We start from the raw sequence: 19264 nt of genomic DNA, 5'->3' as shown, positions 1-19264 counted from the left end.
CCGCGTCGCGATCGAAAATCACCGGCACGAGCCTGGCCTTGGTACCGCCTCGTCCTTTGCAATAGGCCTCGGCCTGGCGAGCGAGCGGCCGGCGACGAGCAAGGTCAGACGCGGCTCGCTCTCCAGCAACTGCACGATGCGTCCGCCGAAGGTGCCGTAACCGCCGACAATCAGAAGCTTCATCCGACCCTCCGATCTCAACTGATCAGCCGCTGCCGCAGCTCGGCGGAGGGGATCTCGCAGCTGTCTTTGCGGCCGAACAGCGCATAGCGGTTCTTGGCGATGCGGTCGTACAGCCAGTCGCGCAGCGGCCGCGGCAGGACGAGCAGCAATCTCGCGGCGCGCCACGGCCAGCCGAGCGCCGCCATGACGGCGACGAAACTGTCGAGCTTCGTGAAGGCGGCGCCGTCGATGATGGCGAGGTTGCTGTCGTAATCCTCGGTCGGCAGGCCGTGCTCACGAAACAGCGCCTCGCCGAGCGGCGATTGCGCGGTGGCCAAGCGGAAGCGTTTGTTCCGGTCGATCTTGAGGACGATCTGGACGAAGCCCGAGCAGAACACACAGACGCCGTCGAACACGAGCAGCGGCTGGCGGGCATCGTAAGCTTGGCCTGGGAGGAGGGGACGTTTCTGTTCGGACAGGTCGGTCATGTCGGCCCCGGCTGCTTGTGCCCCTAGGCACTAAGCTAGGGGGACACTAAGCCAGCCGGCGGCGGCGTCAAAGTCGCGGCGTTGTCGCACGCCTGCCGTCGATGATGGCGGGGCGCTCGTCACGATAGGTCGTGGCGCGGGTGTCGGCGACCGGCTTGCAGATCCGGCTGTTGTGGCGGCTGTCGAGCATCGTGGTCAGTGCGTGCCGATGCCGAGCTGGTTGCCGCGGCGTGCGCAGGCCGGGCCCGGGCCGCGCATGTAATAGCGCTCGGGCCGATAGGTCGGCGCGACGAATTCGCGGATGGCGGCGGCATAGCCGGCGATGTGGTTCCAGAAGTTCATTTTCCCTGTCCCTGTCCCGTTTTCGGATGTCCCTTCCGAATTGCGGGGATCATAGCCTCGAGGCGTGAATAGTCGGTGAACGCCATGTTAATTTCTGGTCCGAAACGCGTTGCATCGTGGCCGGAATGCGGCTGATTCGCGGTCTTTCCACGCCTTTTGTCGCGTTTCCGGCTCGTGTGACTTTTGCATCACATATGTTTCGTCTCTATGTCGCTTGGGCGCGCTTCTGTTTCACGCATCGAAGGTGGCTTGAAATTTCCGTGCGGCGTCGTCCGCCGGCAGGAACCTGCCCTGCGCGGTGACGTTGATCGATCAAGGCCGGGGCCGAACCCGGCCGCGTTGGCGGCGGACCGGCCGCGCAACTTCCAGACAACACCAGACATGGAAGGCAACCGCCATGGGTTTCTTTTCGAAGGACATCAAGACGCTGGACGACCTCTTCGTCCACACGCTGCGCGACATCTATTATGCCGAAAAACAGATCGAGAAATCGCTGCCGAAGATGATCGACAAGGCGACGGATTCGCAATTGAAAGCCGGTTTCGAGAAGCATCTCGCGCAGACCAAGGGCCACATCGAACGGGTCGAGCAGGTATTCGAGCTGCATGGCGTCAAGGCCAAGACCGTCAACTGCCCCGCCATCGACGGCATCCTCGAGGAGGCTGACGACGTGAGCGGCGACGTGGAGGACAAGGAGGTCCTCGATGCCGCGCTGATCGCCTCGGCTCAGGCCGTCGAGCATTACGAGATAACGCGCTACGGCACGCTGATCGCCTGGGCCAAGCAGCTCGGCCGCAGCGACTGCGCCAATGTGCTGGCCAAGAACCTCAAGGAAGAAGAGGCGACCGATCGCAAGCTCACCGAGATCGCGGAAAGCAAGGTCAACCTGCAGGCTGCCGAATAGCTAGTTGTGAGCCCGAAAGGCCGGCGGACAGCCGCCGGCTTTCGCCTGCCCGGAACCGAAGCGGAGCCTTGGCCGTTGCGATGGCACCCGCCTGCCAGGGAGGTCGCCGTGGCGTCTACGTCCAGGCGCAGATCCGCATAGGAGCACGATGTCATGGCCGGCCTCGAGCAATACCACGCCAAGCGCGATTTCCGGAAAACCTCGGAGCCGGCCGGCCAGCTCGCGCCCAGCAAGAAGACCGACGCCGGCGGCATCTTCGTTGTCCAGAAGCATGCCGCGACGCGGCTCCACTATGACTTTCGGCTCGAGCATGATGGCGTGTTGTGGAGCTGGGCGGTCACGCGCGGACCGAGTCTCGACCCGCACGAGAGGCGGCTGGCGGTGCATGTCGAGGACCACCCGATCGACTATGCGTCTTTCGAGGGCACCATTCCGAAGGGCGAATATGGCGGCGGTTCCGTCCTCGTCTGGGACGAAGGCCGGTGGATCCCCGACGGCGATCCGGCCAAGGGGATGAAGAAGGGCCATATCGACTTCGAGCTCGAAGGCCAGAAGCTCAACGGCCGCTGGCATCTGGTCAGGCTGAAGCCGCGCCCGCGCGAAAAGCGCGACAACTGGCTGCTGATCAAATCCAATGACGCCGCCGCCCGCCCTGGTGAAGACATACTTGGAGAGGCGCCGCAATCGGTAAAGTCGGGCTTGACCATCGAGGAGATCGGCGAAGGCAAGACGGCCAAGGGCGCCAAACCAAGGGTCTGGCATTCCAACAAGCCGGCTGCAGGCAAGGCAAAATCCCCACGCCTCGAATTCGTCGAGCCGCAGCTGGCGACGCTCGAAAAGAATGCGCCTTCCGGCGAGGAATGGGTGCATGAGGTGAAGTTCGACGGCTACCGCATGCAGGCGCAGATCGCCGGCAGCGATGTCCGGCTGCTGACCCGCACCGGCCTTGACTGGACGAAGAAGTTCGAAGGTCCGGTCGTGGCCGAGCTTGCCGGACTGAAATGCCGCGACGCCATCATCGACGGCGAGATCGTCGTGTTGGCCGACAGCGGCGTGTCCTCCTTCGCCATGCTGCAGGCGGATCTCTCGGCCGGCCGCACCGACCGCTTCATCTACTACGTCTTCGACCTGATGCGGCTCAATGGCGAGGACCTTCGCCGCGAGCCGCTGGTCGAGCGCAAGCAGGCGCTGGCCGAACTGCTCGGCGAGCGGTCGGAGCAATCCGCCGTCCGCTTCAGCGATCATTTTGCGGAACCAGGCAGCGTCATGCTGCAGCATGTCTGCCGCATGGGTCTCGAAGGCGTGGTGTCGAAACGTGCCGACGCGCCCTATCGCAGCGGCCGCGGCCTCACCTGGATCAAGTCGAAGTGCACGCTGCGCCAGGAATTCGTCATCGGCGGCTACTTGCCCTCGGACAAGACCGGGCGCGGCCTGCGCTCGCTGCTGGTCGGCTATCATGAAGGCGGCAAGCTCAACTATGCCGGCCGCGTCGGCACCGGCTTTTCCGGCAAGGTGGCTGCGGACCTCAAGAAAAAACTCGACAGCCTCAAGACGACGAAGTCGCCTTTTTCTGCCGCCGTGCCGAAGGGCAAGGGCCTCGTCTGGGTCAAGCCCGAGCTTGTCGGCGAAGTGGAGTTCCGCAGCTGGACATCCGACCATATAATCCGCCACGCCTCGTTCCAGGGGCTGCGCGAGGACAAGCCGGCGGAGGACGTGGTGCAGGAAAAGCCGAAGCAAGCCGACGGCAAGACAAAAAGCGGAGCAAAGGCGAGCAGCGGCAGGACCGAGACAAAAACCTCGGCCGGAACGGCGAAGACCTCGGTGAAGCTGTCGCATCCCGACAAGCTGCTGTGGCCCGACGAAAAGGTCTCCAAGCAGGATCTCCTCGATCACTACGCCCTGGTTTGGCCGCGAATTGAGCCATTCGTCGTCAACCGGCCGCTCAGCCTTGTGCGGGCGCCCGACGGCATCCATGGCCAGCGCTTCTTCCAAAAACATGCCTCACCGGGCATGAGCGACAAGATCGCCAGGATGAACGATCCGACCGACGGCGAGGAGATCTTGTTCATCAGGGATTTCGACGGGCTTGCAGCCCTTGTTCAATACGGCGTCGTCGAGGTTCATATCTGGGGCTCGACCGTCGACGAACTGGAAAAGCCAGACCAGATCATCTTCGACCTCGATCCGGACGAGGGCATCGGGGTCGAGGCGGTGCGTGCCGCCGCCCTCGATATCCGAGCCAAGCTGAACGACCTGTCGCTGCCGACGCTGGTCAAGACGTCTGGCGGCAAGGGCTATCACGTGCTGGTGCCGCTCAAGCCCTCCGCCGAATGGGACGAGGTGAAGGACTTCGCCCATAATTTCGCCCGCGCCCTGGAGCAGGCCGCGCCCGACCGCTACACGGCGACGCTGTCGAAGAAGGCGCGCACCGGCAAGATCTTCGTCGACTATCTGCGCAACGGCCGCGGCGCGACCACGGTCGCGCCCTATTCCTCGCGCGCCAAGAAGGGCGCGACGGTGTCGATGCCGGTGACCTGGCCGGAGATCGAGAAGGGCCTGCCGCCCAATGCGTTTCCGCTCGGCGACGCCACGACGCTAAAGCAGCTGAAGAAGGCCGATCCGTGGGCGGATTTCTTCAAGCTGGGCAAACCGCTCAAGCGGGCTTAGCCAACAGCCGAGCCGGCCAGTCCGTCACGCCAGAAATACCCTCTCGAACTCCTGCTTGCCCTTCGGCGAGAACACCACGGCGCGGCTGTCCTTGTCGCGCCGCGCCCATTTTTTGACGATGACCTTGTCGAGGATGGCGGCGCCCAGCGCGCCGGCCAGATGCGAGCGCCGCACGCTCCAGTCGAGGCAGGCGCGGCAGATCGGCCGCTTCGCTTTGCTGTCGATCTCGATGCCGAGCGCGGCGAAATGCGAAATGGCTGACGGCGACAGCCTGATCTCGTTCTCCTGGCGCAGCAGCAGCTTCCGGTCGACCAGACGGTCGAGCATCGCCACCGCCTGCTCGCCGGCAAGATGGTCGTAGCACACCCGCGCCACGCGCATGGCCGCGTCGCGCGGGCCGGGCCGCACCCGCTTCGGGCCGACCGCCTCGGCGACGCCGATGATCGCCTCGAGCATGCCCGCCACCTGCGGGCCGGCAAGGCCGTAGTAGCGATGCCGGCCCTGGCTCGCCAGCGTCAGCAACCCGCCGTCCATCAGCTTGGACAGATGCGAGGACGCGGTGGGCAGCGACACGCCGGCTTCAAGCGCCAGCTCCGACGCGGTCAGCGCCGTGCCGCCCATCAGCGCGTTGAGCATGTTGGCGCGGGCCGGGTCGCCGACCAGGCTGGCGATGCGGGCGATATCGGGTCCTTCACGCATAGTTCGATCCTCATCGAAGCATTCCCGTGAGGGAAGCACTATTCTCAGGCGAGCTCAAGGAGCTCGGCAAACGCTGCTGACACCAGAACGTCTAGCACAGCCGGTGAAGCGATGTTTCGACCGTGGTCGAACCGTCGCCGCCAGCAAGCCCACCGACCCAGTAAGCCAATCGACGAGGAGACCGAAATGACCGTCACCTGCTTCATCCGCTACGAGATCGACCCTTTCGGCAAGGCCGCGTTCGAGCAATATGCGCGCGCCTGGGGTCAGGCCATTCCGCGCAGCGGCGCCGAGCTGATCGGCTATTTCGCGCCGCATGAGGGTTCGGCCACCACGGCTTACGCGGCCTACAACATCGAGAACCTCGCGGCCTACGAAGCCTATCGCGCGCGGCTTGCCGCCGACCCGGCCGGCAAGGCAAACTATGAGTTCGCGCGGCGCGAGAAATTCATTCTCAAGGAAGACCGGATCTTCCTGAAACTGGTCTCGGCACCGCATGGCCCGAGGCAGGTCTTTCGCACCGACGTAACGGTCAAAGAAGGGATAGAGGCATGATCGCCGTCATCTTCGAAGTCGAGCCGGCGGAGGGAAAACGTGACGCCTATCTTGGCATCGCCGCCGAGCTCAAGCCCCTGCTCGACGGCATCGATAGCTTCATCTCGGTCGAGCGCTTCCAGAGCCTGACCGATCCGAGGCGCGTGCTCTCGCTGTCCTTCTGGCGCGACGAGGAAGCCGTCAAGGCCTGGCGCAACACCGAGGAGCACCGGCAGGCGCAGAAGGCCGGCCGTGGCGGCATCTTTGCCGGCTATCGTCTGCGCATCGCCCATGTGGTGCGCGATTACGGGCTAAATGAAAGGGCTGAAGCGCCCGAAGACAGCCGCATGGTGAATGGGTGAAACGCGGCTCTCCCTTCTCCCCTTGTGGGCCTGATGCGTAATTGGCCCGCAAGGGGAGAAGGAGGGTCGGCCCTCACGCATTGCCGATCAGCACACCCGCTCCGAACACCAGCGCGCCGCCCAGCACCACCTGGAAGGCGGCGCGCCAGAACGGCGTCTGCATGTAGCGGTTCTGGATGAAGGCGATCGCCCACAGTTCGAAAAACACGACGATCGCGGCAACGATCGTTGCCGTCCAGAAATAGGGAATGAGATAGGGCAGCGCGTGGCCGAGTCCCCCCAGCGTCGTCATGATGCCGACGGTGAGCCCCCGCTTCACCGGCGAGCCGCGCCCCGAAAGTTTGCCGTCGTCGGAAGCCACCTCGGTGAAGCCCATCGAGATGCCGGCGCCGATCGAGGCGGCGAGGCCGACGAGGAAGGTCTGGAAGGTTGCATGGGTGGCGAAGGCGGCGGCGAAGATCGGCGCCAGGGTCGACACCGACCCGTCCATCAGCCCGGCCAGCCCCGGCTGCACATAGGTGAGGATGAACTGGCGCTGCTCGGTTGTCGCTTCCTCCTCCTTCACCTCGCCCGGGACGTGCTCCTGTTCGAGTTCATGCGCGGAGTTCTCGTGGCCGAGTTCCGCCGCCGCCAGCTCGTCGAGCAGCTTCCGGGTCGACGCATCGGTGGTGCGCTTGGCCGCCTCGACATAGAAGCGATAAGCCTGCCGCTCCATGTCCTCGGCCTGACGGCGCACATGCTCGATGCCGAGCGGCCGCACCAGCCAGTCGGGCTTGCGTTCGTAGTAGCCTCGCACATGCTCGCGCCGGATCAGCGGGATGCGCTCGCCGAAGCGCTTGCGGTGAAGCTCGATGAGGGAATCGCGGTGGCCGTCTTCCTCCTCCGCCATGGCCTCGAACACCTTGGCCGATTGTGGAAACTCTTGTGCCAGCCCGTCGGCATAGGCCCGGTAAATGCGTCCGTCGTCCTCCTCCGACGAAATCGCCAGCGCCAGGATTTCCTGCTCCGACAGCGAATCGAAGGAGCGGCGGCCAAAGCCGAAAACACGGGAAAGCATGAGAAAATCACCTTAGTTTAGAACGATTCTAAACTAGGGAATCGTTTGCCGAGGGTCAATCGCGAACGCCGCGGGACAGGCAGAATTCGTCGATCCAGCTTTCCGCTCGCACCCTTCATTATTGCCGAATGTTCACCTATATGGAACGCATTAGCCAAAAACGAAGGAAACACGGGATGACGGACAAGAAGCCCCCGCACGCATTCGATCCAAAGCCGGTTCTCGATCTCATCGCCAGCATCGAGGCCGACCTGGAGCGGCTCAAAGGCCTGGTCGAGCAGCAGGCCGAAAAATTCGACCCCGCCAATCCGCACAACAAGACGCTGGACGGCAAGCTGACCGAGGAAGGCGTCGAATGCTGCTACCGCATGTTCGACGACGGCAAGTCGCGCTACACGGTCGCCCAGCAGATGAAGATCTCTTTTGCTGCCGCCACGCATCGTTTCAACAGCTGGCGCAAGCTCGGCGGCAAGAAGCGGACGCGCGCGCTGCTGGGGTGAGCAGCGGCCGCCCTTCGCTTCGTCATCCTCGGGCTTGACCCGAGGATCATGCCGCGAGCGCTATCACGGAATGCAGAAGCGAGAGCGCGCTCTGGAGGACCCTGCGAAGAGTGTCCGTTCTGCTTCGGCTGCCCGCATCGCGAAGGTGCCGACATGGATTCCCGCGTCGCTTCGCTCCTTGCTCCGACTGAGACTGACGAAGGTGACGGCCGTCGACGCTATCATCGCCAATATTGTCTCCATCACATTTTTTCGTTGGCGCGCCGCGGCGTTTTCCGTGCAGCATATGTGCATCATTCTCACGAGGCCCACCATGACCGCCCTCCCCGGCATCTCCGACATCCACGCCGCTGCCGCCAGGCTTTCCGGGCTGATCGTCGAAACGCCGCTGATCGAATCGCCGGAGCTCAACAAGCGCTATGGCGGCCGCATCCTGTTCAAGCCGGAGACGCTGCAGCGCACCGGTTCCTTCAAGATCCGCGGCGCCTACAACAAATTGTCGTGCTTATGCGAAGAAGAGCGCAGCCGCGGCGTCGTCGCCTTTTCGTCCGGCAATCACGCGCAGGGCGTCGCCGCTTCGGCCGCCATGTTCGGCGTCAGGGCGGTCATTGCCATGCCCGCGGACGCGCCGGCGCTCAAGGTCGGCAATGTGCGCAAGATGGGCGCCGAGGTGGTGCCTTTCGACCGCTTCAAGGACGACCGCATGACCATCGTTCGCCCCTATATCGAGAAGGGCATGGCGCTGGTGCCGCCTTTCGACGATCCGGCCATCATTGCCGGCCAGGGCACCATCGGGCTGGAGCTGGTGCGCCAAGCGAAGGCGTTGGGCGTCAGCCTGGACGCAGTTGTCGTGCCCTGCGGCGGCGGGGGTCTGTCGAGCGGCATTTCCGTCGCGGTGAAGGACGCCTCGGCACAGACGCAAGTCTGGGCGGTCGAGCCGGAGCATTTCGACGACACGCGCCGCTCGCTCGCCAAGGGTGACCGGGTCTCGAATGAGCCCGGCCACACCTCTATTTGCGATGCGATCCTGACCGCCGAGCCCGGTGCCATCACCTTTGAGATCAACCGCAAAAACCTCGCCGGCGCCATCGCCGTCTCGGACAAGGCCACGGCGCAAGCCATGCGCGACGCCATGGCGTACTTGAAGCTGGTGGTCGAGCCCGGCGGCTGCGTTGCGCTCGCGGCGCTCGCGTCCGGCGAGATCGATCTCGCCGGCAAATGCGTGGCGGTGGTGCTTTCCGGCGGCAATGTCGATTTCGGCACCTACGCGGAGATCATGGCGGCGGCGGCCTGATCGGTCAGTCGCCGCTCAATCCAGCGTCCGCCGGAACCGCACCAGCGCAACGCCGGCAAACAACGCCACGAACACCACCAGCCAGCCGATCTCGGTCGCCACAGCCGGCAGTTCCGCGCTCTTCAGCATGACGGCGCGGGTGATGCGCAAGAAATGCGTCAGCGGAAAGATCTCGCCAAGGATCTGCGCCCAGCCCGGCATGCCGCGATAGGGGAACATGAAGCCCGACAGCATGATCGAGGGCAGGAAGAAGAAGAAGGTGAGCTGCAGCGCCTGCATCTGCGTGCGCGCGATCGTCGAAATCGTGTAGCCAAGCAGCACCAGCGCCAGCACGAACACCAGCACCGCCGAGAGCAGGAGCGACAGCGATCCCATGAAGGGAATGGAAAACAGGAGCTTCGCCGCTGCCAGCACCACCACCACCTGCACCGCGCCGACCACCAGGTAAGGCAGCACCTTGCCCAGCATGATCTCAAGCGGGCTGGACGGCATGGCCAAAAGGTTTTCCATCGTGCCGCGCTCGGTCTCGCGCGTCAGCGCGATCGAGGTCATCATCACCATGGTCATCTGCAGGATGACGCCGAGCAGGCCGGGAACGATGTTGTATTGCGAGATGCCTTCCGGATTGTAGCGCCGGTGCACGACGACATTGAGCTGGCCGCGCGCCGCCTCCTTCGCCGCTTCCTGCATGCCTTGCGCTCTCAGCAGCGCCTGGCCGGCGACGGTGCTCAGCGTCGAGATGGCACCGCTCGCCACCGCCGGATCGGTGGCGTCCGCCTCGATCAGGATCTGCGGATTGTCGCCGCGCTCCACCCGTCGCGCGAAATCGGCCGGGATGGTGACGACGAAGGCGACGTCGCCGCGCGACATCAGGAACTCGGCTTGCGACGCACTTTGCGCCACATGGTCGAAGCGATAGTAGCCGGTGGTCTGCAGCGCCGAGACCATCGCCCGCGTGTAGGGATCGCTGCTGGTCGCGACGAGTGCTGCCGGCAGGCTCTTCGGGTCGTTGTTGATGGCATAGCCGAACAGCACCAGCTGTATCAGCGGCACGCCCAGCATCATGGCGAAGGTGATGCGGTCGCGCCGCATCTGGATGAATTCCTTGATCAGCAGCGCGCCGAGTCTCGAGAAGGAAAAGATCGCTCTCACGCCATCTCTCATGCCATGTTGTCCTTCGAGCCGGACATGAACTGGATGAAGACATCTTCCAGGCTGGTCTCGCCCGGCGCCACCGTCACCCCTTTGTGCTCCTTCTCGACATCGGCGAGCGCCTTTTCGAGGGCTGCCTTGTCGGAGCCGACGACATGCAGCGTGGCGCCGAACGGCGCCACCTGGTCGACGCCCGGACGCCCCTGCAGCGCCTCGGCCACGCGGTCGAGCCGCGGTCCCTGCAGCACGAAGGTGGTAAGGCCGGCATTCCTCACCACCTCGTCCACGGTGCCGGTGGCCAGCATCTTGCCGTAGGAGATGTAGCTGATGCGGTGGCAGCGCTCGGCCTCGTCCATGTAATGGGTGGAGACCAGCACGGTGAGCCCGCCGCTGGCCAGGCGGTGGATCTCGTCCCAGAACTCGCGCCGTGCCTTCGGGTCGACGCCAGCCGTCGGCTCGTCGAGCAGCAGCAGCTTCGGCTTGTGCATGATGCAGGCAGCGAGTGCCAGCCGCTGCTTCCAGCCGCCGGAAAGCGTGCCGGCGAGCTGGTTGCGGCGCGTCGTCAGGCCGAGTTCCTGCAGCGTTTGCGAGACATACTCCTCGACCGGCTTCAGCTGGTAGAGCCGCGCCACGAATTCGAGATTCTCGCCGATCGTCAGATCCTCGTAGAACGAGAATTTCTGCGTCATGTACCCGACTTCGCGCTTGATCTTGAGCGCGTCGGTAAGGATGTCGAAGCCGAGCACCGTGCCCTCGCCCGCATCCGGCGTCAAAAGCCCGCACATGATGCGGATGGTCGTCGTCTTGCCCGAGCCGTTCGGCCCGAGGAAACCGACGATCTCGCCCTCGGCAACCGCCATCGTGACATGGTCGACGACGGTCTTGTCGCCGAAGCGCTTGACCAACCCACGGACGTCGATGACGTTCATCTGTCAATATCCGCCAGGTCGACATCGACGATCTGGCCGGGCTGCAGCGGATGGGCATCGCCCTCCGGCCGCGCCTCGACGAGATAGACCAGCTTCTGCCGGTTCTCGAGCGAGTAGATCACCGGCGGGGTGAACTCGGGATCGGGCGACACATAGCTGACGCGTGCCTTCAAATCCGGCCCGCAGCCGTCGCAACGGACGCTGAGCAGGGTGCCGACCTTGACCGAGGAGAAGGCCGTCTCCGGCACATAGACGCTGAGTTTTACCGCGCCGTCGGGCAGCATCGAGATCACCGGCGCGGTCGGTCCGGCCGTATCGCCGGGATTGCGGATCACGTCGTCGATGCGGCCGGGCGAAGGCGCCGCCAGCACGCGCTTGGACAGGCGCCACTCGGCCTGCCCCAATTCCGATTGCGCCTGCTTGACCTGGTTCTCGGCAGCTCTGATCGTTTCGGCCCGCGCCGGCAGGCCGCCGACGGCAAGGTTCGCCTCCGCCTGGCCGACCTGCGCGTTGGCGGTCTCCAGCGAAGCCGAGGCCGTGTCGTAATCGGCCTGGGTGCCGGTGCCGCGCTTGTAGAGATCGCTGGCGCGGTCATATTTGCGTTTGGCGTCGGCAGCCTGCGCCTTCGCCATGTCCACCTGCGCCTTGAGCACGGCGATCTCTTCCGGCCGCTTGCCCACCTTGAGGTCGGCAAGCTGCGCCTGCGCTTGGGCGAGCGCGGCCTGGGCTTGCGCCACGGCGATCTTGGCATCGGCGCTTTCCAGCGTCACCACCGGCGCGCCCGACTCGACACGGTCGCCGCGCTTGACCGTCACGGTCTCGACCTGCGCGACTTCGATCGGCGCCAGCAGCACATATTCGCCTTCGACATAGCCGACGGCAAGCGGGGCGGCCGGCGCGCAGGCGCCGAACAGCTGGGCCGCGAGCGGCAGCGAACAGAGTAAGCTCATGATTTGACCTTCCTGCCGGCGGCTGCGTCGCGCGCCGCAAGCATTGCCCTGAGGTTGTCGGTCGCGACCGCCACGACCTTGGCGGCCTCCTTGTCGCCGATCTCGCGCCAGCCCATCCTGCGCATCACCGCCTCGCGTCCGATGCGGAAATAGATGACCTGCCCGATGATGGTGAACACGGTGAGCCTCGTGGCCTCGCTCTCGGCCGGTTCGCCGGTCGCCTGCTCCCAGATCTGGCACAGCCGGCGATGCGTCGGTTCGAACACGCCGGCATAAATGCGGTCGAGCGCCGCCGTCGGATGCGAGAGCTCGCGCAGTACGAATTGTACGATCTCGCCGGCCTGGGGACTTGCCACGACAAAGCCGACCATCCGCGCCAGCGCGGCAAAGAGCTGCGCCCGGGCGGCTTCCGGGCTCGAAGGGGCCGCCGGCTGGGGTGCGCCGAGCGCCTGGCCGGCGATCCCCTGGATGGTCTCGACGATGAAGTCGGCGGCGGCGGCGCGCAGCCCCTCCTTGCCGCCGAAATGATAGGCGATCGAGCCGATATTGGCCTTGGCCTCGGCCGCGATCTCGCGCGTCGAGGTGCCGTCGAAGCCCTGCCGGCCGAACAGCTTCAGCGCGGCCTGCACCAGCGCCGCGCGCGTTTGATCGGCGGGAGAGGCTTCGCGTTGCGGCCCTTTGGCGTTCGTTTGTTTGCTCATCCCATCTATTTAATCAATCGATTGATTAAAGTCAAATTGAATTCCAACGCGGCTTGCCATCTTCCTGCGGGCGGGCTTTAGTGCGCGGCCATGGGCAAGGAAGTCGAGCGCAAGTTCCTGGTCGCTGATCCCGCCTGGCGCAGCCTGGTCGAGGCGCATATCCGCATTCGTCAGTTCTACGTCGCCGCGCAGCCTGGACGCACGGTTCGCGTACGCATCAGCGACGGAGGCTCCGCCGCGCTGACGCTGAAGTTCGGCAACAAGGCGCGCGAGCGCGACGAATTCGAATATCCGATCCCGCTCGCCGAGGCCGAGGAATTGATGGCCTTCGCGATCGGGCGTGTCATCGAGAAGACACGTCACCATGTTAGGCACCGCGGCTATCTCTATGAAGTCGATGTGTTCGGCGGAGTGCTCTCGGGGCTGGTGGTCGCGGAGTTGGAGACGCCGGAGGACGTGCCTGACGAAATGCTGCCCGACTGGCTCGGTCGCGAGGTCACCGGTGAGTTGAGGTTTTACAACGCGTCGCTGGCCCTCGGCGGGATTCCGGAGATAGCCGCATGAGCTTTCGCATCGATCCGCGCTTGCCGCTGACCGGCGAGGTCAGGCGCATATTGGCTGACGAGATCGGCAAGGCGCTTGGCCAACTCGAGACGGCGCGCGACAAGCCGGAGCAGGGACTGCACAAGTGCCGTAAGCGGCTTAAGGGCGTGCGCGCCTTGTTGCGCCTGGTTCGTTCCGGAGACGAACCGTTCTGCCAGACCGAGAACGAATGCTACAAGCAGGTGTCGGCGCTGCTTGCCGGCCCGCGCGAGGCGACCGCTCTCATCGAGACCATCGACCGTCTGGGCTCCGCTTTTCCGGATGAAACCGCGGCCGGCGAGCTCGATCCCGTCCGCGAGCGGCTGGTGCTGCGCCAGCACGAGCTCCATGCCGGCCCCGGTCTCGACGCTGCCATAAACGCCGCGGTCACTGCCTGCCGGGAAGGGCTGGAGCGTATCGACAGGCTGTCGCTCCCCGATCAGCCCGAGCAGGCGGCCGACATACTGGCCGAAGGCGCCCGCGCCGCCTTGCGGCGGGCGAAAAAGGCGCTGGATAAGGCGAGCTCGCGCGGCGAGGCCGATGACTTTCACGACCTGCGCAAGGCGTGCAAGACGCATTCGATGCATCTGTCGCTGCTCGGCCGCCTGTGGCCGGCGCCGATCAAGGCGCGCCGCAAGGCGGTTGACAAGCTTGGCGAACGGCTGGGCGAGCTGCATGACGTCTTCGTCATGCGCGCGCTGCTCGTCGCCGCTGGCGAGCCGCTCGGTCCGCCCGAAGACACCAGGCTTCTGCGCAAGCTGCTGAAGCGTGCGGAAAAAAGCCTCAGCAAGACCTGTCTTGCCGATGCCGCCGAATTGTTCGGCGACAGCCCCAAGCGCTCGGCCAGAAAGCTCGCGCGCAAGGCTCGCGACGACCTCGCGCCGCCGCATGAGGAAGCCGGCCCGGTCGCGGCCTGACGCCTATGCCGGCAGCGGCCGCCTTGCTTTCGCCCCGGCATCCGTCCGAGCGCCGGCATCGCGCGGATGCGGTCCGATCGGCATGATCGCCGGAAACGGCGTCGCGCCGAAGGCGAAGGTCCATTTGTAGCCGATGAGCTGCTCTTCCGGCGTGGTGTGCTGGTCGTGATGGGCAAGCAGCCTGGCGCGCTCCGCCAGCTCCTCCGCCTCGCGCCGCACCATCTCCGCCGTTTCCGGCCGCATGCGCCGCGAGAAGCTGACGAAGGTCGCTTCGCGTTCCAGATGGGTTATCGCCCAGCCGACAAAATTCTTGTTGGTCGTCTCGAAATGCGGCCGCAGCGGCCCCTCGAAATCCCACTGGATCGGTGTCTCGACCAGCAATCTTGCCGACAGGCCGCGCCCGAGCGCCACCAGCCCAAGCTCTTCCAGGTCGCGCAGGTAGAGGAACATAGATGCTTCGCTGAGACCCTGTGAGCGCATGATGCCTTCTGGCGTGAATTTTTCGGACAGCATGATGAAGACGAAGAGCAGCGCCGGCCGCGCGGCGAGCTTCCGCTCGATCTCCGGCGCGACGTGGTTGGCCGGTCCCGGTCCCCGGTTCATCGAGCCCAGCACATTCTCCAGTTCCACGTCCGCAGCGGCGCAGATTTGTATCAGCCGATCGAGCTTGCAGTTGCGCTCATGAAAGATGCGCTTCACTGTCGGCTCGGAAACGCCCATGCGCTCGGCCAGCGCCCGGTAGGTCAGGCCCTTGGCCTTCAATGTCCGTTTCAGCGCCTCGAAGATCGGCCCGTTCATGGAATGCACCTCGTTTGCGCGAATTCGCATCGCTCCTCGATACTACGCTCGAACTGGCTTCCGGAAAAGTATCGAAAAACCTAGCTCTTGGCCGTCAACACAGGAGAGCATCATGAAAAACCTCATCGCTTCGACCTTTCTCGCCATCGCCGGCATCGCAACGGCTGCCACCGCCGAGGCCGGCGAGATCTGGCGCGCCGGCGGCTTCGAGCAGCCGGAATCGGCGCTGGTCGATGCCGCCAACAAGCGCATCGTCGTCTCCAACATCGTTGGCAATCCGGGCGAAGCTGATGGCAACGGCTATTTGTCGCTGCTGTCGCTGGACGGCAAGGTCATCAGCCGCCATTGGGTGGACGGCATGGACGCGCCCAAGGGCATGGCGATTGCCGGCGGCAAGCTCTACGCCGCCGACATCACCAAGGTGCGCGTCGTCGACCTCGCCAGCGGCAAGCTGGTCTCTACCATCGATGTGCCCGGCGCCGTCTTCCTCAACGATATGACCGCCGATGCCTCGGGCAAGGTCTATTTTACGGATATGCTCGCCGACACGATCTACCGTATCGACGGCGACAAACCGGAGCTGTTCATCAAGGATGCGCTGCTCGCCTCGCCCAATGGCGTCTTCGCCGATGGCGACCGGCTGATCGTCGCGTCCTGGGGCAGGGGCATCAAGCCCGATTTCAGCACGGCGGCGCCGGGGGGCCTGCTGGCCGTCGACCTCGCCAGCAAGAAGGTGACGCCGCTGCCGGGCGCGCAAAACTTTGCCGACCTCGACGGCGTCATCGCCATCGGCGACACGATCTATGCCACCGCCTACATGACCGGCACGCTCTATCGCTACAAGGGCGGCGGCGCGCCGGAAGCGATCGCCACTTTCAAGCCGGGCAGCGCCGATATCGGCACCGACGGCAACTCGACCATCTATGTTCCGCTGATGAACGAAGGCGCGGTCGCGGCGCTGAAGCTCGACTGAGGACGATTGCGGCGGGAACGAGGTCGATCGGGGCTGGACCGCCATATCGACGGGGCTGCCATCTGGTTCAGCCGCTCGCTCCGGGATATCCGGCAGCAACCGTCACATGGGCCAAGCCGTGAAGAGATCCAGCCTGACCGGCGCCGCCGTGTCGCCAATGATCCCGGTGCTCGTATGCGCACTGGCGATCTTCCTTTTGTCCGGGATGGACGCGGCGATGAAGTCCCTGGTCATCGCGGTCGGTGTGTACAACACCGTGCTGTGGCGCAGCCTGGTCTCGACCTTGATCGCGGGCGCCGCCTGGTCGGCGGGGCCGCGCTCGAAGCCGGCTCTTCCGGTGCTGGGGCTGCATGCGCTGCGCGCCGCGGTCGTCGGCATCGTCCTGGTCTCGTTCTTTTGGGGTCTCGCCAGATTGCCGCTCGCCGAGGCGATCGGGCTCAGCTTTGTCGCGCCCCTGTTTGCGCTTTTTCTCGCAGCCTTGTTGCTGGGCGAGAGAATCCGGCGCCAGGCGGTGTGGGCGTCGCTGGCCGGCATCGCCGGCGTCGCGATCATTCTGGCCGGCCAGTTCGGGCAGGCCGGCCACTCGCAGGATGCGCTCCTGGGCACGGCCGCGGTGCTCGTATCAACGGTGTTCTATGGCTACAATCTGATCCTCGCGCGGCGGCAGGCGCTGTTGGCCAAGCCGGTCGAGATCATGCTGTTCCAGAACCTCTGCATCGCGGTCATCCTTGGTCTCGCCGCGCCGTGGCTCGCCGTCGCGCTGCCGAGTGACCTGTGGCTTCACCTGGTCGGGGTGGCGATGCTGTCGCTTGCCGGCCAATTCCTGATGAGTTGGGCCTACGCCCGCGCCGAAGCGCAATATCTCATCCCGACGGAATACTCGGCCTTCATCTGGGCGATCGCGCTCGGCTGGTTCTTCTTCGGCGAGGAGGTGGCCTGGACCACGCTGACCGGGGCTTGCCTGATCGTCGCCGGCTGCCTGATCGCGGCGCGCGCCAACCCGAAACTTGCCGAGCCGATCGAAGCGGCAGTTTGACAGAACATGTCGCTCTACGCGGACTGCGATTGTGCTTTCAGCTGCGCCCGCGCGTCGCGAATCGAGGCGGCATAGGTGACCAGCGGCCGCTTGAGGCCCTGGTTGATCAGCATGCGCCGTGTCTGCGGCGCGGCGCCCGCGATGATGAAGCGCACGCCGGCGCGTCCGGCCTTGTGCGCGGCACCCCCGATGACGTTTGCCGCCGTCGAGTCGAGGAACGGCACCGCCGAGCAATCGAGGATGAAATTCTTGCGCTGGTCTGCGATTCGGTCGAGCACGGCGCCGACGGTCGAGGCGGCACCGAAGAAGAAGGCCCCGGAGATTCGATAGATGACGGTATCGGCGTCTGCCGCCTGGCTTGAATCATAAGTGGCGGCGCGATCGGCGACGTCCTCCGGCACCAGCGGCAGATCGGCCTCGACGGCGATGGACTTGGCCATGCGATCGATGAACAGGATCGACCCGAGCGCGAAGCCCGACGACGATGCCTTCCGTCAGATCGCGCAAGATGACGATCAGGAACGTCGCCATCAGCACCAGCGCGTCGCCACGCGAGGCTCTGAGGAGCGTGAGGAAAGCCCGTCGCGACTTCTTGTGCGGCTCAGCCTTGGGAGTTCTGCGGCGTGGCAGGCTTGAGACGCACGCCCCTGCCGCCGCGCTCGCTGGCCTGGTTCTCGCCGATCAGCTCCACCCCGGCCTCGTCGAGTGCCTGGATGACCTTCATCAGCGTATCGACCACGCCTCTGACGACACCTTCACTCGCTTCCATGCGTTGGATGGTCGGAAGCGAAACCCCGGCGCGCTCGGCGAGCGTTTTCTGGTCGATACCGGCCAACGCCCTCGCGGCGCGCATCTGCGCGGCAGTGATCATCGGCCAGAACCCTGTCTGAGTCTGCAGTATCAATGGATAATCCAAAGATCATGATGTTTCAAGCATCATAACAAACAGTTGAAACATGAGCACTCATTCGCTGTCCGCCACCACTTTGCGCCGCTGCAGAAGGCGCGCTGCAAGCCAGCACAACATGGCCCAGGCAAAGCCGGCGCACCAGCCGGCAAGCACGTCGGACGGCCAATGCACGCCGAGATAGACGCGGCTGGTTCCGACCAGCACCGTGGTGAGCACGGCGAGGCCGAGCACGAAGATCTTCGTCCTGCGGTTCGGTAGGAAACGCGCGGCGAGCGAGCCCAGCGTGAGATAGGTCACCGCCGACAGCATCGCATGGCCGCTCGGAAAGGAGAGCGAGGTCTCGTTGACGAGATGCGAGACGAGATCGGGGCGGGGCCGGTCGACCTCGAACTTGAGCAGGCTGGACGCCGCCTGACCGCCCGCCACCGAAACGAACACGAACAGTGCGGTCGCCGGTCGGCGCATCAGCAGAAAATAGACGATCACCGCAGTCGTGATCAGCACCAGTACGCTGGTGCTGCCGAGCGCGGTGATATCGCGCACCGCGCCTTGCAGCCAAAGCGGACCGATCGGGCTGTCCGGCTGCCCGGCATGGCGGAAGGCGAGCAGGATTTCCGTGTCCAACGCATGCGGAGTCGTGGCGCGCGCCACGCCCATGAGTTCCACCAGGCCCCATAGCCCGCAGGCGATGGCCAGCCCGGCCGCAAGCACCGGGAATTCTATTCTGTTGAGCAGCGCCTTGGCGGTCGATTTCATGCCGGGCCTGCTCCAATTACAGCCGCTGCATATAGGGTCCGAGCGTGATCAGCGCGACGGCCGCGATCGCCAGCACGACGCCTGTCGCTTGAAAAGTGTTGAGGCGCTCTCCAAAGAAGACCAGCGCCACGACATTGACTGAGACCAGCTGGATCACTGCCGACAGGCTGAACGACACCGACATGCCGAATTCGCGGATCAGCCTGAGCATGATCAGATTGCCGGCGGAATAGAGCGCCAGCGTCAGCACGATCTTGCCGAGACTCGGCGCCAATCCCCATTGTTTAGCCGCCATCGCGGCCAGCAGGAAAATCACAGTCGAAACGCCAAGCTGCGCCAGTCCCCAGAGACTCACGTTCATCCCTCCCGAAGCGGCCTTCGCCGCGCCGCTCGCCGCTTTTGTTTCCGAAGCGCGCGAAGCCGTCAAGCTGATGGCGTCGGGCAAGCTACGCTGCGACGGGATCGAAGGCGGAATCTCGCAAGGCAAGCCCCGCAGCCATGGTTGGCGTCCTTGCGCCGAGCGCGCTCGGGAGTCTGCTCGCCGTGTGTTG

The 19264-nt window shown here is 64.8% G+C and carries 23 protein-coding genes and 1 pseudogene; 10 read left to right on the top strand and 14 right to left on the bottom strand.

The annotated features are described in order from the left end of the window. Positions 1-18 precede the first annotated feature (18 nt). The 3 genes from EJ078_RS14860 to EJ078_RS14850 form a co-directional block, all read right to left on the bottom strand. The gene (locus EJ078_RS14860) at positions 19-183 is read right to left on the bottom strand and encodes a hypothetical protein (RefSeq protein ID WP_164747375.1); all 165 of its coding nucleotides are present in this window, start codon (positions 181-183) and stop codon (positions 19-21) included. Between the two features lie 14 nt (positions 184-197). Then, positions 198-650: a DCC1-like thiol-disulfide oxidoreductase family protein gene (locus EJ078_RS14855; RefSeq protein WP_095799522.1), complete on the bottom strand. Its 453-nt coding sequence runs from the start codon at positions 648-650 to the stop codon at positions 198-200. Positions 651-845: 195 nt separating this feature from the next. Next, on the bottom strand, positions 846-992 hold the full coding sequence (locus tag EJ078_RS14850; protein ID WP_082953820.1) for a hypothetical protein: 147 nt from the start codon (positions 990-992) through the stop codon (positions 846-848). A gap of 397 nt (positions 993-1389) precedes the next feature. Here EJ078_RS14850 and EJ078_RS14845 point away from each other — a divergent pair, with 397 nt between their 5' ends. Together EJ078_RS14845 and ligD are read left to right on the top strand one after the other, a co-directional pair. After that, positions 1390-1896, top strand: coding sequence for a ferritin-like domain-containing protein (locus EJ078_RS14845; RefSeq protein ID WP_067003177.1), 507 nt, complete (start codon positions 1390-1392; stop codon positions 1894-1896). A 153-nt stretch (positions 1897-2049) separates the two neighbouring features. Continuing rightward, the gene (gene ligD / locus EJ078_RS14840; RefSeq protein ID WP_127216015.1) at positions 2050-4563 is read left to right on the top strand and encodes a DNA ligase D; all 2514 of its coding nucleotides are present in this window, start codon (positions 2050-2052) and stop codon (positions 4561-4563) included. A gap of 24 nt (positions 4564-4587) precedes the next feature. Here ligD and EJ078_RS14835 read toward each other — a convergent pair whose 3' ends face one another. Further along, on the bottom strand, positions 4588-5262 hold the full coding sequence (locus tag EJ078_RS14835) for a winged helix-turn-helix domain-containing protein (RefSeq protein WP_127216014.1): 675 nt from the start codon (positions 5260-5262) through the stop codon (positions 4588-4590). A gap of 186 nt (positions 5263-5448) precedes the next feature. Here EJ078_RS14835 and EJ078_RS14830 point away from each other — a divergent pair, with 186 nt between their 5' ends. Next, positions 5449-5817, top strand: coding sequence for an NIPSNAP family protein (locus tag EJ078_RS14830; RefSeq protein WP_127216013.1), 369 nt, complete (start codon positions 5449-5451; stop codon positions 5815-5817). Then, positions 5814-6158, top strand: coding sequence for an antibiotic biosynthesis monooxygenase (locus tag EJ078_RS14825; RefSeq protein ID WP_127216012.1), 345 nt, complete (start codon positions 5814-5816; stop codon positions 6156-6158). Before EJ078_RS14830 ends, EJ078_RS14825 begins: the two co-directional genes overlap by 4 nt. Positions 6159-6231: 73 nt before the next feature. On the opposite strand, the gene mbfA is transcribed toward EJ078_RS14825, so the two are convergent. After that, on the bottom strand, positions 6232-7215 hold the full coding sequence (gene mbfA / locus EJ078_RS14820; RefSeq protein ID WP_067003167.1) for an iron exporter MbfA: 984 nt from the start codon (positions 7213-7215) through the stop codon (positions 6232-6234). Between the two features lie 176 nt (positions 7216-7391). Between mbfA and EJ078_RS14815 the strand changes: the two genes are divergently transcribed. After that, on the top strand, positions 7392-7715 hold the full coding sequence (locus EJ078_RS14815) for a hypothetical protein (RefSeq protein WP_067324609.1): 324 nt from the start codon (positions 7392-7394) through the stop codon (positions 7713-7715). Between the two features lie 313 nt (positions 7716-8028). Further along, positions 8029-9009 (top strand): threonine/serine dehydratase, encoded by a 981-nt coding sequence (locus tag EJ078_RS14810; protein WP_127403349.1) that lies wholly within the window; start codon positions 8029-8031, stop codon positions 9007-9009. A gap of 15 nt (positions 9010-9024) precedes the next feature. On the opposite strand, the gene EJ078_RS14805 is transcribed toward EJ078_RS14810, so the two are convergent. Genes EJ078_RS14805 through EJ078_RS14790 form a run of 4 tightly spaced genes read right to left on the bottom strand, consistent with a single transcriptional unit; the run spans position 9025 to position 12741 of the window. After that, a complete protein-coding gene (locus tag EJ078_RS14805; protein WP_127217364.1) occupies positions 9025-10161 on the bottom strand; it encodes an ABC transporter permease in 1137 nt (378 codons plus the stop codon). Positions 10162-10169: 8 nt separating this feature from the next. Beyond that, entirely contained in the window at positions 10170-11090 is a 921-nt protein-coding gene (locus EJ078_RS14800; RefSeq protein WP_095825068.1) for an ABC transporter ATP-binding protein, read from the bottom strand. Next, positions 11087-12040 (bottom strand): HlyD family efflux transporter periplasmic adaptor subunit, encoded by a 954-nt coding sequence (locus EJ078_RS14795; RefSeq protein ID WP_095799517.1) that lies wholly within the window; start codon positions 12038-12040, stop codon positions 11087-11089. Before EJ078_RS14795 ends, EJ078_RS14800 begins: the two co-directional genes overlap by 4 nt. Then, complete coding sequence (locus tag EJ078_RS14790; protein WP_067323437.1) at positions 12037-12741, bottom strand: DUF1956 domain-containing protein; 705 nt, start codon at positions 12739-12741, stop codon at positions 12037-12039. The genes EJ078_RS14795 and EJ078_RS14790 overlap by 4 nt, the downstream gene beginning before the upstream one ends. Before the next feature lie 90 nt (positions 12742-12831). On the opposite strand from EJ078_RS14790, the gene EJ078_RS14785 reads away from it, so the two are divergent. Together EJ078_RS14785 and EJ078_RS14780 are read left to right on the top strand one after the other, a co-directional pair. Continuing rightward, the gene (locus tag EJ078_RS14785; protein ID WP_127213830.1) at positions 12832-13305 is read left to right on the top strand and encodes a CYTH domain-containing protein; all 474 of its coding nucleotides are present in this window, start codon (positions 12832-12834) and stop codon (positions 13303-13305) included. Continuing rightward, positions 13302-14240, top strand: a complete 939-nt coding sequence (locus EJ078_RS14780; RefSeq protein WP_127213831.1) for a CHAD domain-containing protein — start codon at positions 13302-13304, stop codon at positions 14238-14240. The genes EJ078_RS14785 and EJ078_RS14780 overlap by 4 nt, the downstream gene beginning before the upstream one ends. Positions 14241-14243: 3 nt before the next feature. On the opposite strand, the gene EJ078_RS14775 is transcribed toward EJ078_RS14780, so the two are convergent. After that, entirely contained in the window at positions 14244-15038 is a 795-nt protein-coding gene (locus EJ078_RS14775) for a helix-turn-helix transcriptional regulator (protein WP_127213832.1), read from the bottom strand. Between the two features lie 112 nt (positions 15039-15150). On the opposite strand from EJ078_RS14775, the gene EJ078_RS14770 reads away from it, so the two are divergent. Together EJ078_RS14770 and EJ078_RS14765 are read left to right on the top strand one after the other, a co-directional pair. Then, positions 15151-16011 (top strand): ATP/GTP-binding protein, encoded by an 861-nt coding sequence (locus tag EJ078_RS14770; protein WP_127213833.1) that lies wholly within the window; start codon positions 15151-15153, stop codon positions 16009-16011. Between the two features lie 106 nt (positions 16012-16117). Then, the gene (locus tag EJ078_RS14765; protein WP_127213834.1) at positions 16118-17047 is read left to right on the top strand and encodes a DMT family transporter; all 930 of its coding nucleotides are present in this window, start codon (positions 16118-16120) and stop codon (positions 17045-17047) included. A 14-nt stretch (positions 17048-17061) separates the two neighbouring features. Here the strand turns inward: EJ078_RS14765 and EJ078_RS14760 are convergent. The 4 genes and pseudogenes from EJ078_RS14760 to EJ078_RS14745 form a co-directional block, all read right to left on the bottom strand. Next, positions 17062-17632, bottom strand: a pseudogene (locus tag EJ078_RS14760) (STAS domain-containing protein); the annotation flags it as partial. A gap of 16 nt (positions 17633-17648) precedes the next feature. Then, on the bottom strand, positions 17649-17918 hold the full coding sequence (locus EJ078_RS14755; RefSeq protein WP_067003144.1) for a helix-turn-helix transcriptional regulator: 270 nt from the start codon (positions 17916-17918) through the stop codon (positions 17649-17651). Between the two features lie 93 nt (positions 17919-18011). Next, complete coding sequence (locus EJ078_RS14750; protein ID WP_067323413.1) at positions 18012-18713, bottom strand: phosphatase PAP2 family protein; 702 nt, start codon at positions 18711-18713, stop codon at positions 18012-18014. Positions 18714-18729: 16 nt separating this feature from the next. After that, positions 18730-19068, bottom strand: a complete 339-nt coding sequence (locus tag EJ078_RS14745; protein ID WP_067003308.1) for a hypothetical protein — start codon at positions 19066-19068, stop codon at positions 18730-18732. Positions 19069-19264 lie beyond the last annotated feature (196 nt).

This window comes from Mesorhizobium sp. M1A.F.Ca.IN.022.06.1.1, assembly GCF_003952605.1.
Taxonomy (GTDB): domain Bacteria; phylum Pseudomonadota; class Alphaproteobacteria; order Rhizobiales; family Rhizobiaceae; genus Mesorhizobium.
This window is presented reverse-complemented; position numbering and strand designations above follow the sequence as displayed.